Annotated in this window: 12 protein-coding genes; 10 read left to right on the forward strand and 2 right to left on the reverse strand. The window is 46.6% G+C overall.

Annotated features, from left to right (window positions below; genetic code table 11):
* Window position 1 precedes the first annotated feature (1 nt).
* Window positions 2–1,477, forward strand: a complete 1,476-nt coding sequence (pdxR, locus tag KQI_RS0103720; protein WP_010345379.1) for a MocR-like pyridoxine biosynthesis transcription factor PdxR — start codon at window positions 2–4, stop codon at window positions 1,475–1,477.
* 465 nt (window positions 1,478–1,942) lie between these two features.
* On the opposite strand, the gene KQI_RS0103725 is transcribed toward pdxR, so the two are convergent.
* On the reverse strand, window positions 1,943–3,823 hold the full coding sequence (locus KQI_RS0103725; protein WP_010345380.1) for a S8 family peptidase: 1,881 nt from the start codon (window positions 3,821–3,823) through the stop codon (window positions 1,943–1,945).
* Window positions 3,824–4,009: 186 nt separating this feature from the next.
* Between KQI_RS0103725 and KQI_RS0103730 the strand changes: the two genes are divergently transcribed.
* From KQI_RS0103730 to thiI, 6 genes are all read left to right on the forward strand, one after another.
* The gene (locus tag KQI_RS0103730) at window positions 4,010–4,516 is read left to right on the forward strand and encodes a YpuI family protein (protein WP_010345381.1); all 507 of its coding nucleotides are present in this window, start codon (window positions 4,010–4,012) and stop codon (window positions 4,514–4,516) included.
* Window positions 4,517–4,695: 179 nt separating this feature from the next.
* The gene (locus KQI_RS0103735; protein WP_029390016.1) at window positions 4,696–4,923 is read left to right on the forward strand and encodes a DUF1540 domain-containing protein; all 228 of its coding nucleotides are present in this window, start codon (window positions 4,696–4,698) and stop codon (window positions 4,921–4,923) included.
* Window positions 4,924–4,967: 44 nt separating this feature from the next.
* Window positions 4,968–5,360: a hypothetical protein gene (locus KQI_RS0103740; protein ID WP_010345383.1), complete on the forward strand. Its 393-nt coding sequence runs from the start codon at window positions 4,968–4,970 to the stop codon at window positions 5,358–5,360.
* A 184-nt stretch (window positions 5,361–5,544) separates the two neighbouring features.
* Window positions 5,545–6,243, forward strand: a complete 699-nt coding sequence (locus KQI_RS0103745) for a lytic transglycosylase domain-containing protein (protein ID WP_010345384.1) — start codon at window positions 5,545–5,547, stop codon at window positions 6,241–6,243.
* A 153-nt stretch (window positions 6,244–6,396) separates the two neighbouring features.
* Window positions 6,397–7,545 (forward strand): cysteine desulfurase family protein, encoded by a 1,149-nt coding sequence (locus KQI_RS0103750; RefSeq protein WP_010345385.1) that lies wholly within the window; start codon window positions 6,397–6,399, stop codon window positions 7,543–7,545.
* A 1-nt stretch (window position 7,546) separates the two neighbouring features.
* Window positions 7,547–8,773, forward strand: coding sequence for a tRNA uracil 4-sulfurtransferase ThiI (thiI, locus tag KQI_RS0103755; RefSeq protein WP_010345386.1), 1,227 nt, complete (start codon window positions 7,547–7,549; stop codon window positions 8,771–8,773).
* Window positions 8,774–8,850: 77 nt separating this feature from the next.
* On the opposite strand, the gene KQI_RS0103760 is transcribed toward thiI, so the two are convergent.
* Window positions 8,851–9,540, reverse strand: coding sequence for a TerC family protein (locus tag KQI_RS0103760; RefSeq protein ID WP_010345387.1), 690 nt, complete (start codon window positions 9,538–9,540; stop codon window positions 8,851–8,853).
* A 233-nt stretch (window positions 9,541–9,773) separates the two neighbouring features.
* On the opposite strand from KQI_RS0103760, the gene KQI_RS0103765 reads away from it, so the two are divergent.
* From KQI_RS0103765 to typA, 3 genes are all read left to right on the forward strand, one after another.
* The gene (locus KQI_RS0103765; RefSeq protein WP_010345388.1) at window positions 9,774–10,433 is read left to right on the forward strand and encodes a TerC family protein; all 660 of its coding nucleotides are present in this window, start codon (window positions 9,774–9,776) and stop codon (window positions 10,431–10,433) included.
* A gap of 161 nt (window positions 10,434–10,594) precedes the next feature.
* Window positions 10,595–11,086, forward strand: a complete 492-nt coding sequence (locus KQI_RS0103770; RefSeq protein WP_010345389.1) for a hypothetical protein — start codon at window positions 10,595–10,597, stop codon at window positions 11,084–11,086.
* Window positions 11,087–11,372: 286 nt separating this feature from the next.
* Window positions 11,373–13,214, forward strand: a complete 1,842-nt coding sequence (gene typA / locus KQI_RS0103775; protein ID WP_010345390.1) for a translational GTPase TypA — start codon at window positions 11,373–11,375, stop codon at window positions 13,212–13,214.
* Window positions 13,215–13,217: the final 3 nt, after the last annotated feature.

Raw genomic sequence — 13,217 nt, forward strand, 5'->3', positions numbered from 1 at the left:
GATGCATATTGATCTCAGCCGCAATAGCAGCGTCAAATTATATTTACAGATTGCCAAAACCTTGGCGGATCGCATCCAGTCCGGACTGCTGCCTCAGGGTACAAAGCTTCCCTCAGTCCGTCATTTGTCCAGTCTGCTTGCTGTAAGTCCCGTAACTGTAAGCAAAGCGTATGCAGAGCTGGAGTCGAACAACCTGGTTACATGTACGCAGGGAAAAGGATGCTATGTAGCGGAGCCTTCCGTATCTGTGCCACGCGAGGGAACGCTGGATTTGTCATGGCAAATGTCGCTGATCGATTATTTGCCGCGGGCACAGTTATGGAGAAACTTCAACCATAGCCGGCAGGTCCCCTATTCCTTTCATATCGCGGCCATTCAGCCGGAGCTTCTTCCTACACGTGAAATTATTGCAGATACCCGGCGTTTATCCTCTGAAAATCCTGACGCAATGGCTGTTTACGGTACGTTTGAAGGAGATTTGGCATTGAGGGAAGTGTTTGCAGCTCACATGAACGAACGTGGCATACGGACGGTAGCAGAACAGCTACTCGTGACCAGCGGTGCCCAACAGGGGATTGATCTGGTGGCGCGTACGTTTGTTGGCGCTGGCGATGTTGTTTATATGGAGGCACCTACGTACACTGGAGCCATTGATGTGTTCACAAGTCGTGGTGCCAAAGTCATTATGATTCCGATGGATGAGCAGGGCATGAGGCTCGACATCCTGACACGCCTTTGTGACACCCATCCTCCAAAGCTCATCTATACCATTCCTACCTTTCATAATCCTACCGGGGTAACTTTAACGACGGTCAGACGCACGCAATTGCTGGATTTAGCTCAAAGCTATCATTGTCTGATTGTTGAAGATGACCCATTTTCCGAACTGTACTATAAAACAAAGCCGCCGCTTTCCATTAAGGCTCATGATCAGTCTGGACATGTGGTATATATCAAAAGCTTTAGCAAAACCGTCGCTCCCGGCTGCCGTATAGCTTGTGTAGCAGCTACGGGTAGTGTGCTGGACCGTCTGGTAGCTGCCAAGTCAACTACGGATTTGGGAAGTCCGCTGTTAACGCAAAAAGCACTGTTGCCTTTCATCAGTCATCGGCTTGATCGGCATCTTGACCAATTGCGTGATCAAATGCGGGACCGTCTGGCCGTGGCTTTGCATACGCTCCGTCGCTATGCTCCTCCAGAGGTTTCCTGGTATACTCCCGAGGGTGGCCTCAATATATGGATTAAGCTTCCATCTATTGTTGATATCCCGGAATTGGGGCGCTTGGCTGACCGCGAAGGTATTTCTTTTTTACCGGGTGCGGTGTGCTATGCAGGTGGTATGGACAGTAATCATATTCGCATTTCTTTTTCATATGTGGACAAGGACACTCTTCAATCAGGTCTGCGCATATTGTGTCGTTTGTTGGGGGAATTGCTGGATCATTCGGTCATCGTGGAACGAAAGCCTATTTTATAAGGGGTATTTTTATTGAAGGGGTAAACATCCAAGCATAGGACATTCCTTCTTAATATGCTGTACTAATTCAGTGAAAGGAGTTGCACATTATGAGTCATTGCCCTTACGACCCGATTGTGTGCCCGCCGAAAAAAATTATAAATCATCAATTTGTCCCACAAATCGTGCCAGTGGTTCATCCGATTGAAATTGTGAATCAGACACACATTATACCTGTACCACACCACGTATTTCCTGTGACTGTAAGGGACCCTGGAGACCCATGCTGCCATACTATGAGTCATGGCAAGCGCCCTGTCCGCAGAAGCTCCAAGCGTTAAGAATTCCTAAAAAAGCAGCCATGGTGTTATGAACTGCACCCCAATTGTTATTGGTGTCTAACAATAGAGTGAAGTTCATGCACGTATGGCTGCTTTTTGACCAAAAGGAATTTTGACCTAAAGGAATTTTGACCTAAAGGAATTGTTACATCTCCAGCTTCTTTAAAAGGGATTTTAATTTGTCGCTCAGATGCTGTGGATACAATTGTAAAGGAACATATGGGCGTTGTGCTGCTTTTAACGCCTTGTACACATCGATTTGTCCATATCCGAAATATTTGTCATGTCCTGGTGCGCCCAAATCAATGACGTTGCTTCTCATTAAATCCATAACCTCTTTATTGGTTAGATCGGGGTTGATCGACCGAATCAGGGCAGCGAGTGCTGACACATGCGGACTGGCCATCGAAGTGCCCGATAAAGCAGCATATTGATTTCCTGGGTACGTGCTCGCTATGCTTGCACCTGGAGCCATGACGTCCACATAATCCCCATAGTTGGAAAAAGAGGCACGGTGCATGGAAGAATCTGTAGCCGAAACGGCAAACACTTCGGGGTACGCTGCAGGATAACCGGGGCGTTCCGTATTATCATTGCCCGTAGCTGCAACCAGTACGACGTCTTTGTCATAGGCGTATTTGATCGCATCATGCAAAAATGAAGCTTGCGCGTAATTGCCCAGACTCAAATTAATAACCTTGGCTCCATGATCAGCTGCCCATATAATACCTTCTGCAACCGAGTATGTCGTACCGGAGCCGGATTTGTCGAGTACCTTGACCGGCATAACCTTGTTATACCACGTCATGCCGGCGACGCCCTCGCCATTATTCACGAGCGCAGAAATGATTCCAGCGACATGCGTTCCGTGACCGACGTCATCATAAGGCTTTTCAGACGGCTTGACGACGTTATGTCCCGAAAGAATTTGACCTTTTAGATCGGGATGATCCAAATCTACTCCTGTGTCCACGACGGCAACAGTTACATTCTTGCTGCCTTTGCTTAATCCCCAACCCCGGTTGGTTTCGGTGGCTGGCAGATTCCATTGATACTGAGAAAAGAGTAAATCATTGGGGATATTTCCACCAGAATTAAATAGCTTCTTTTCATTGGTTAGATACATATAGTGAGGTTCTGTATAAAGCGGATTCCATTTTTTCGAAAAGTATTGATTTAACTCCTTGTAGCTCATGTTTTCTGAATGAAACACATAGGTGTATCCGAGCTTACGGCCAGGCTCACAGCGCAAATCTCTTGCGATTTCGCGCAGCTGGCGTTGATCGGGATTGTGACGAAATCGAACGACGATTTCATTTTCAAAATAATGGCTCGCATTTTCGTTGTCGTGACCAGTCTTGACGGTAATATCGTGCAGGGTGTCAGGATGTACGGATTCGACCTTGTAGCTGCCTTCCTTGGGGTAGGGAATCAAACGCAGATTTTTGCGCTGATGCTTCTCCACGTCACGCAATACTTGCTGGCTGACCAAGGCGGCTACGCCATAGGTTCCGTCAGTCGATGGTTCTGCCATGACAAAATATTTACCGCCATCCACCTGAAAAGCAGCGGATTCGTAGGATTTGTTTTGCATGACGGAACGGCGAGCCACAGCCATGCTGCTTTTGATTTGAGGATCATTCAGCAGACGGGGCTGTGCTTTGCTGCCTGTGTAGGTGTTGCTTTTCCCGTTACGCGTATGAATCCACTGTAACGTATGAACATGGTTGTGCGATTGTTGCAGCTTGCGAATAAACCGTTTTTTCTGATCGCTGGTTTTGCCATGAAGCTCCCGCATGACGTATTGAATATCCTGTCTGGCATCCATGCGAGTGAGTGAATCTGTAGCGGACACATCCAAAGCCAGTATTCCCTTTTTAAGTTGCTTCTCTTGCTGTGGTACCATCTTGGCCGTATACTCGGGTTGCGGTGTGTGGCGGTGATCACGGGAAGGCAGCATCAGTGTGATAAGAAGCACCCCAGCAGCTGCACCGAGCAGGGGCTTTAACCATTTTTGCCGAGACATGGGACCATCCTCCTTGAGTGTTTATAAATTTATGGTTTAGCGTGAGGAGGTTGGCATGTTTTTATACCTTTCAGTGCTTATTTGTGGTAGGATAAATACTGAAAATTACAGCTCTTTCGGATAGAAGGGACTATTTTCGGGTAACCAAATTGATGAACAAGCAATAAATAAGGGGGAGCTGCCTTGATGTCAGCAGTCAACGTACAAAAATTATGTGAGTCGGCGCAGGAGAGACTGAAAACTGCCGTGAAACGTGTGGAAAAATTCCTCAATGAGCATGCCCTGCCGCAGCTTGCTGTGGATGGAAATGAGGAGTCCGTACTTTATTATAAAGGCTTTTTGTCGGATCTCCGCCATATCCTTGTTTTTTCCGAAGTATCCTATGAAAAGCTGGGTGTGGCTTTACGCCGTGCCAACTTTGACGTCGATTTTGCGGAAAAGGCATTGTATAACGTTTACCATGACTGCGTGAACAGCTTTTTTTATCCCAAAAATGAATCTTACGCAGAGGACGGACGCTATGCTTATACGGGACAAGATGCTATTCGTTTTCGTAAAACGCCTGTGCCTGCCGCGCGCGAAGTGATCATGGACATTACTAAAAATTTTGAAGAGCTGCGTGATGATCTGACTTATTATGAAAGTGATTATTTGACTCAGCGTCGTATGCAGACTCGTCGTACTCATGCTTAGGCAATTTATGAGTTGATCATTTTTAATCGAAAACTAAGACAAGCAAGCCGTTTTCTCATGCTTCCTGCCAGTTTGGAGGAGGTGAAGAAAGCGGCTTTTTTCGTATGTCACCAACTGCCATATGTCAGATGCGCATAGGTGCGCGGGAGTAGGGGGAAAATGAATCCGAGGTGATGATCATGAGCCAAGAGGCCAAACCCATAGTTAAATGCAGCGTAGCCAATTGCCATTATTGGGGAGAAAACAACTTTTGCAAGGCGGATTTGATTATGATTGAAGTTGATGGACATGCCGATAAGAAATTTAAGGAAGAATACGCGGGAGAAAGCTTCAGCTCTGAAGAACGTGATAAAGCTGCCACGTCTGCTGCCACTTGTTGCCACACGTTTAAGCCGAAGTCTTTGTAAAAACTCATAACGCTAATCATTCGTATTTGGAGGTGCAGTGTATTATGGAGGATCATGAAACCGAAAAGCATCAAAATGAAGAGCATAGCCGTGAACGGGTAGATTACCCACGTCATATTCAGAAGCACTCAGCCAAGCGACGTCATCACCGTGAAGAATATGCCGCAGAAGTGGCTCCTGGCTCGCCAGTTGTGACACGAGATGAGGACAAAGGTGAACAGAAGGTTATAAATAACAGTGGTCGTATTTCCGGTTATGTTGGTATAGCCGCAGGAATTGCATCCTTGTTCATGTGGTCTATTGTGCTGGGGCCAATTGCTGCGGTTTTAGGTTTTTTTGCTTATGTGAATGGTAGCAAAACGACAGGTATTTGGTCGATTGGACTTGGTGCGCTCGCAACATTGAGTTATTTCGCTTTTATCCCGTTTGTTCGTTAACCCTATAAAGGTGCCGCAAAGTTGCGCCTAACTATTGCTGTAATTATAAAGCTCCTCTGTCTTTTCGACAGATTGGGAGCTTTTTTTCGTTAAAGGTATGGCAGTACATAGCAAAAAGTTGTATTATTAGCAGTAACGACAAGCTATTTGGGATACAACAACTACAGAAAGTTGGGAATACCACATGCAAATTGATCCGCGCGTGTCCAAGTCCATGTTAGACATGCAGCTGTTAAATAATATGAGTGCTACAACCCAAACGGGTACAACGGACGCTTTTTCCGGATTGCTGGAGCAAGTCGGTCAGTTGGAGACAGATGATGCCGCGACTCGTGAGAATTCTGGCGATGTTACCCGAGATGAAAATGGATTGCTTTGGCTACAATTGGGACCTTCGAGGGGAACGTCTTCCCCTTTTGCGGTATACCCTGATTCTTCTAGCACAGGAAGCGGTGGACCTACGAAGCCTACTGCGTATGATGATTTGATTAACGAGGCCAGCCAAAAATACGGCGTTCCGGTAGCTTTGATTAAAGCGGTTATTGATACGGAATCTTCATTTAATCCGCTGGTCACTTCTTCGGCTGGGGCCAAAGGGCTTATGCAGCTTATGGATGCTACCGCTCAAGGTTTGGGAGTTAGTGACCCATATGATCCTTCCCAAAACATTGATGCTGGCGTTCGTTATTTGTCTTACCAGATCAAGCGTTTTAACGGACAGGAAAATATGGCCTTGGCGGCATATAATGCAGGCCCGGGACGTGTGCAGCGTCTTGGTGTAAGCAGTGATGAGCAATTGATGGCTGTACTGGATAAGCTTCCGTTAGAAACGCAAAAATATATTACGAAAATACAGAATGCACGTGAAAAATTTATGATGTAAGCCCTATAGCTTATAAAAAATGTGCGAAATTTTAATTAGATCAGGTGCGCAGACAGGATCAATATGGGGAAAGGGTGTCGCTGGAATGTAGCGGCCTTTCCCTGTTTTGGTTCTTTTTTGTTGCAACAGTTGTAGGGCAGAAAGGGGAGTTTTATGAGATATTTTGATTATGCTGCGACAACTCCGCCTTTTGAAGAGGTAATTACAACCATTGCCGAGGTCATGAGACGACATTATGGCAATCCATCTTCGATGCATCGTTTTGGAGAGGATGCGGACAAGTTGCTTAAACGTTCCCGGGAAGTATGCGCTGCGGCTTTGGGCGCGCATCCGGCGGAGATTGTATTTACATCCGGGGCAACTGAAAGCAACAATCTGGCCATTAAGGGAGCAGCAATACAATATCAGGCCAGAGGCAAACATATTGTTACGGTATCGACAGAGCACCCGTCTGTATATGAGGCTTGCAAACAGTTGACAGATCTGGGCTTTGAAGTTACGTTTTTGCCCGTTGATGCACAAGGGCATGTCAGCGCCGAGCAGGTATGTGATGCCGTCCGTCAAGATACGATTCTAGTCAGTATCATGCATGTTAATAATGAGACGGGAAGGGTACAACCGTTGCATGACATCGGGGCTGCATTGAAGAAACAGTTCCCTCGTGTCCTATTTCATGTTGACGGTGTACAGGGCTATGGAAAGCTTCCGGTTGATATTGGGGGCTGGAAGGCTGATCTGTACAGTCTCTCTGCGCATAAGCTACGCGGACCCAAAGGTGCTGGACTGCTGTTCGTTCGGGAAGGTGTGAAGCTTTTCCCACTGCTGAGTGGCGGCTCTCAGGAGCAGGGATTGCGTGCAGGTACGGAAAATGTGCCGTTGCTTGTTGGCATGTCCAAGGCGGTACGGCTGGCGGGCGAACGGCAAGCTGAGACAGCACGATGTATGACTGAGTGGAGAGATCGGGTGGTCGCAGAAGTGAAGACGATTCCTCAACTGCGGCTGAATAGCGGGGAGGAAGCGCCACATATTGTCCATTTTTCGTATCCGGGCATGAAGGCTGAGGTGCTGTTGCATACGCTGGAGCAATTGGGCGTGGCAGTATCAACCCAATCGGCCTGCTCCTCGAAATTGGCCGAGCCCAGCCGGGTGCTGCTGGCGATGGGATGCAGTGAGCTGGAAGCGTCCGGTGGCATTCGTATCAGCTTCGGCGACGAACATACGGAACAGGATATCGACGAGCTTACACTTGCGCTGCGGCAGGCTGTAGCTAAGCTGGAATCCCTGGAAAGGTGGAATCATTAAAATGCATTATGATATGCTATTGCTTCGCTTCGGCGAATTTACATTGAAAGGGAAAAACCGTACCCGTTTTGAAAAAGCGGTATTGAATCATGTCAAGCTGCTGCTCAAGCCGTTTCCCGGTGCCTCTTTGCGAAAGGAATTTGGACGAATTTATGTGGTTCTCGGAGGAGAGCCCTATGAGCAGATCATTCAAGTATTGAAAAAAGTGTTTGGTATTACCACAATTAGTCCTGTCAAAATGGCTCCTGTCCAGCTTGATGAGATCGTTAAGGCTGCTGTAGCTTTGATGCGTGAGCTGAATGTGGCAGAAGGTACAACTTTCAAGGTAAATGCCCGCAGAGTGTGGAAGGAGTTTGACCATTCTTCTCATGAGATGAACCACCTCATTGGCTCTCCTATTTTACGGGAGTTTCCCGCGTTAAAGGTCGATGTGCATCAACCGAATATTGAGCTGCGTGTGGAGGTCAGGGAACAGGCAGCTTATATATTTAGCGAGATTATTACGGCTGTAGGAGGCTTTCCGCTAGGTACGAACGGCAAGGCCATGCTGCTCTTGTCCGGTGGAATCGATAGCCCGGTAGCAGGCTGGTCCTCCATGCGCAGAGGATTGGAAATCGAATGTGTTCATTTTTATAGCTATCCGTTTACAAGTGAGCGTGCGAAAGAAAAGGTTATTGATCTGGCAAGGGTATTAGCTGGTTATGCAGGGCGGATTAAGATCCATCTTGTACCGTTTACGGAGGTGCAGACGACTTTTACACGCACGGGACAGGATAATCTGATGATTACGCTCATGAGGCGATCTATGCTGCGGATTGCAACGATGCTGGCCGAACGTGAGGGAGCACTGGCACTTGTAACAGGTGACAGTCTGGGTCAAGTGGCCAGTCAAACATTATCCAGCATGAATGTGATTGGCCGTTCGACAGAGCTGCCTTTGCTGCGGCCTCTCGTCATGATGGATAAACAGGAAATCACGGAAATTGCGAAGCAAATCGGTACCTACGATCTATCTATTCTCCCTTATGAGGATTGCTGCACCTTGTTTGTTCCCAAATCTCCGACGACCAATCCCAATTTGTGGGTTGTTCAAAAGATTGAAGCTTCTATTCGGGATTTGAATGCCTTGATTGAGCAGGCTGTGGCCGCAACCGAGACTGTCGTTCTTGAGGCAGGTGGGGCTATGGAGGGCCGTAAGGAGGAAGTTGTGCAGGAAGATTGGTTTTAAGGCATAAAGAAGGCAGACCCTTCAGCAATGTTGTGGTCTGCCTTTTTGTATTGTAGAAACGGAGGAATTAAATCAAATTAAACCGCTTTTTCATGTTTTTCATGATTGGATACCGCTCTGCGGTTTTGAATATATCCTGTGAGTAAAATACTAACCGTAATTAAGGTAATAAATAGGATACGCAACGCTGGGTGCTCAGTAAAGTATGGTTCAAGCTTACGTTCTTCGGTAATCATATTAGAGGCCGTATAGCCAAGCACGGCTGAGCCCAAATAGATAATCCAGGGGAATTTATGAATAAGTTTGATAAAAAGAGTGCTTCCCCATACAACAATCGGCACACTGATCAGCAGACCGAGCACCACGAGCACCAAATGCTGCTGGGCAGCGCCAGCAACAGCAATTACGTTGTCCAGACCCATGGCCGCATCGGCTATAATAATGGTGCGAATAGCACCCCATAAGGTGGTTCCCGCTTTGACTTCGGTGTGATCCTCCTGATCCACCAGCAGCTTATACGCGATCCAGATTAGCATTACACCACCAATCAATAATAACCACGGTATTTGAAGCAACCAAAGTACCACAATGGTGGCTGCTATGCGAATGAGCAGGGCACCTCCGGTGCCGTATAGAATCGCTTTTTTTTGCGTCGCGGGCGGTAGCTTCCTGGCGGCAAGTCCGATTACGATTGCATTATCTCCTGCGAGCAAAAGGTCAATGAATATCACATTAAGCAGTAGCCAAATAAACTGAAATCCGGACATGTCAATTGTTCTCATCTCCCTGATTAAGCATCCCAAGATCATTGCTCTCTGTGAATTAATATCCGTTTTTCGGAAATACGATTTATTATATTGCTGATCGCTGCTTATTTCAAGGAATTTACTCAACAAATGTGACATGAGTTTTTAAGGATTTATGAACTATGATGAACAATGTGATACGAGCATAGCCTCCTCCTGTTGTGCATACAAGTAGGATGGGGGTGTTTGTACACATGGAGCATATCATTTTGCTGTTAAAAATATTAATGATCAATTTGGTGTTAAGCGGTGATAATGCGGTTGTTATAGCCATGGCGAGCAAAAACTTGCCTGCAAGACAGCGAAGCCAAGCTATATGGTGGGGGGCGGTAGGCGCAGTTGGCCTGCGCTGTGTGCTGACTTTTGCAGCAGTCATTTTGCTGCGCATACCCTTTATTCAAGCGGCGGGAGGTCTACTTCTGTTATGGATTGCGTTTAAGCTGCTTTATGAGAATGATGATCATGTCGGAATCAGAGCTGAAACCAGCATATGGAAGGCTATACAGGTGATCCTGGTAGCGGATTTTGTAATGAGTCTGGATAATGTATTAGCTATTGCAGCGCTTGCGAATGGAGATATCGCCATTATTGTCATCGGCATTGCAATTAGCATTCCAATTGTCGTCTGGGGCAGCAACGTTATTGCGATCTGGCTTCACCGTTTCCCTGTACTTGTTTTGCTCGGGGCTGCAATTTTAGCCTTCACGGCAGGAGAAATGCTGCTGCGTGATTCCAGATTAGGCGTATGGTTAGCGGGAGCAGGGGAAGTTTTACAGGCATGGTTACCAGGATTGTTGGCCGCAGCAGTTATCATTGTTGGAATATATCGTCAACAGCGAGCTCACCACATTTGAACGTAGTTTTTTTGGAAAACATCGGCTAAACTATACATAGGGTTTTGCAGATACCGGGGATTCTGCTCGGTTTTTGTAAATACGCTATATTCATCAAAATACACTCAAAAACAATCACATTAAAAAAACACAAACCAATTCAGCAAGCAAAGGAGACCGCAATGAATTCCAGAAAAGAGCGTATGATCGGAGTGGGCATTGTTGCCGTAGGACTGATTATTTTGTTGGGAAAACTGGGGGCATTCTCCTTTTTGGGACGAACCTTTTGGCCCTTGCTGATATTAATCCCGGGCATTATACTGCATGCGATGTACATGATGCGTAAAGTATCCCCCTTTATGCTGCTGCCCGCCGGAATTTTGACCGTTTATGGCTTTTTATTTTCTCTTTGCAATACCTGGGGCTGGCATTTAATGGCCTACCTGTGGCCTCTGTTACTTCTTGGGGTGGCGATCGGATTGTGGGAATACGCCATCAATGATTCATCACTTTCTCGTAATGTATACACAGGTTCTGTCATCTTAGGCTTGGTATCGGTGATTTTATTAATGATTAGCCTGTTAAGAACAGGCATTATTTATATGATTGCAGTTTTGCTGATCGGGGCTGGAATTTGGCTGGTCGTTAACAACCGCGGCACACGTAAACGATAGAACGACAAGCCGTCAGGATTCATGGCGGTAAATTACGGAACAGGGAAGAATGTCTTGCTTTATGACATATTTCTACTATAATATAATGGATATGATAAAAGCGTCGGAGTGATTTCTGACGCTTATTTTAAGGTTTTCACGCGAATCGGAGAGAGAAGCTGTCTGTGTTAGGCCTAAAACATATAGGAGGCCGGCAGGGAGTGGGCCTGAAGAACGATTGTTAGCCTTGAATTACTTCAGGATAGAGACACTATTTTGATATACGGAAAGGATATGGATACAAACCATGCATGCAAGAGAGAACATTCGCAATATTGCGATTATTGCCCACGTCGACCACGGTAAAACGACGCTTGTCGACAAGCTGCTTCAACAGTCTGGAACTTTTAGAGAACACGAGGCTGTTCAGGAGCGCGCCATGGACTCCAACGATCTGGAGCGTGAACGCGGTATTACGATTTTGGCTAAAAATACAGCTATCACTTACAAAGATTATCTGATTAACATTGTAGATACACCGGGACACGCCGACTTTGGCGGTGAAGTGGAACGGATTATGAAAATGGTTGACGGCGTTTTGCTCGTCGTTGATGCTTATGAAGGTTGCATGCCGCAAACGAAATTCGTACTGCGGAAAGCACTGGAACAAAATCTGACGCCTATCGTCGTCGTGAACAAAATTGACCGTCCGGCAGCTCGCCCGGCAGAAGTCATTGACGAAGTGCTGGATCTGTTCATCGAGCTGGGGGCGAATGATGAGCAATTGGAGTTCCCTGTTGTGTACGCTTCGGCGCTGAACGGAACCTCCAGTCTGGATGCTGAAAAACAAGACGATAACATGCAGGCATTGTACCAAACTGTTGTAGAGCACATTCCAGCTCCAACTGAAAAAATAGATGAGCCTCTTCAATTCCTCGTAACGCTGATGGACTACAACGAATACCTGGGCCGGATTGCCGTAGGTCGTGTAAACCGCGGTATCATCAAGCAGGGACAAGCGGTTACCGTGATGCAGCGTGATGGCAGCAGTAAATCAGCACGTATTGAGAAGCTGTTCGGCTTCCAAGGCCTGAAACGCATTGAAACCGATCAAGCGGGCGCTGGTGACATTGTGGCGATTGCGGGAATCAAGGATATTAACATCGGTGAAACCATTGCTGATCCAAGTCATCCTGAAGCTTTGCCTGTACTGAAAATTGATGAGCCAACACTGCAAATGACCTTTTTGGTTAACAACAGCCCATTTGCTGGACGCGATGGTAAGTGGGTAACATCCCGTAAATTGCGTGAGCGTCTTCTAAAAGAGCTTGAAACAGATGTCAGCTTGCGTGTGGATGAAACGGACAGCCCGGACGCTTTTATTGTATCTGGACGCGGTGAGCTGCATCTGGGTATCCTGATTGAAAACATGCGTCGTGAAGGTTATGAACTGCAAGTGTCCAAACCGGAAGTTATCGTTAAGGAAATTGATGGCAAGAAAATGGAGCCAATCGAACGTCTTCTCATCGATATTCCGGAAGAAAGCATGGGCGCAGTTATGGAAAGCCTGGGCTCCCGTAAAGCTGAAATGGTTAACATGATCAATAACGGTACCGGACAGGTTCGCTTGGAATTCCTGATTCCTGCTCGTGGTCTGATCGGTTACACTACGAACTTCCTGACATTGACTCGTGGTTACGGCGTAATGAACCATGCGTTTGACAGCTATGGCCCATTTGTTGGCGGTCAAGTAGGTGGACGTCATCAGGGTGTACTCGTGTCAACGGAAAATGGCAGCTCTACATTTTATGGTATGCTAGGCGTAGAGGATCGCGGTATTTTGTTCCTGGAGCCAGGTACTGAAATCTATGAGGGCATGATCGTTGGGGAACACACACGTGATAACGACATTGTCGTTAACATTTGTAAAGAAAAACAATTGACGAACGTTCGCTCAGCAACAAAAGACGATACTGTTAAACTGAAAACACCTGTTATCTTCTCTCTGGAGCAGGCGCTGGAATATCTGAATGATGATGAGTATTGCGAAATTACACCTAACGCCATTCGTTTGCGTAAAAAGATCCTGAACAAAGGTGAACGCGAGCGTGCGGAGAAACAACGTAAAACAGCACAAGCAAATGCGTAATTA

Origin of the sequence: Paenibacillus peoriae KCTC 3763 (assembly GCF_000236805.1) — a bacterium.
Lineage (GTDB): Bacteria > Bacillota > Bacilli > Paenibacillales > Paenibacillaceae > Paenibacillus > Paenibacillus peoriae.

Excerpts from the sequence above, each read along its gene's own strand:
- KQI_RS0103740 (WP_010345383.1), top strand. The coding sequence starts at position 4,968 with ATGGAGGATCATGAAACCGAAAAGCATCAAAATGAAGAGCATAGCCGT.
- KQI_RS0103750 (WP_010345385.1), top strand. The coding sequence starts at position 6,397 with ATGAGATATTTTGATTATGCTGCGACAACTCCGCCTTTTGAAGAGGTA.
- KQI_RS0103725 (WP_010345380.1), bottom strand. The coding sequence starts at position 3,823 with ATGTCTCGGCAAAAATGGTTAAAGCCCCTGCTCGGTGCAGCTGCTGGG.
- KQI_RS0103735 (WP_029390016.1), top strand. The coding sequence starts at position 4,696 with ATGAGCCAAGAGGCCAAACCCATAGTTAAATGCAGCGTAGCCAATTGC.
- KQI_RS0103770 (WP_010345389.1), top strand. The coding sequence starts at position 10,595 with ATGAATTCCAGAAAAGAGCGTATGATCGGAGTGGGCATTGTTGCCGTA.
- typA (WP_010345390.1), top strand. The coding sequence starts at position 11,373 with ATGCATGCAAGAGAGAACATTCGCAATATTGCGATTATTGCCCACGTC.
- KQI_RS0103760 (WP_010345387.1), bottom strand. The coding sequence starts at position 9,540 with ATGTCCGGATTTCAGTTTATTTGGCTACTGCTTAATGTGATATTCATT.
- KQI_RS0103745 (WP_010345384.1), top strand. The coding sequence starts at position 5,545 with ATGCAAATTGATCCGCGCGTGTCCAAGTCCATGTTAGACATGCAGCTG.
- thiI (WP_010345386.1), top strand. The coding sequence starts at position 7,547 with ATGCATTATGATATGCTATTGCTTCGCTTCGGCGAATTTACATTGAAA.
- pdxR (WP_010345379.1), top strand. The coding sequence starts at position 2 with ATGCATATTGATCTCAGCCGCAATAGCAGCGTCAAATTATATTTACAG.
- KQI_RS0103765 (WP_010345388.1), top strand. The coding sequence starts at position 9,774 with ATGGAGCATATCATTTTGCTGTTAAAAATATTAATGATCAATTTGGTG.
- KQI_RS0103730 (WP_010345381.1), top strand. The coding sequence starts at position 4,010 with ATGTCAGCAGTCAACGTACAAAAATTATGTGAGTCGGCGCAGGAGAGA.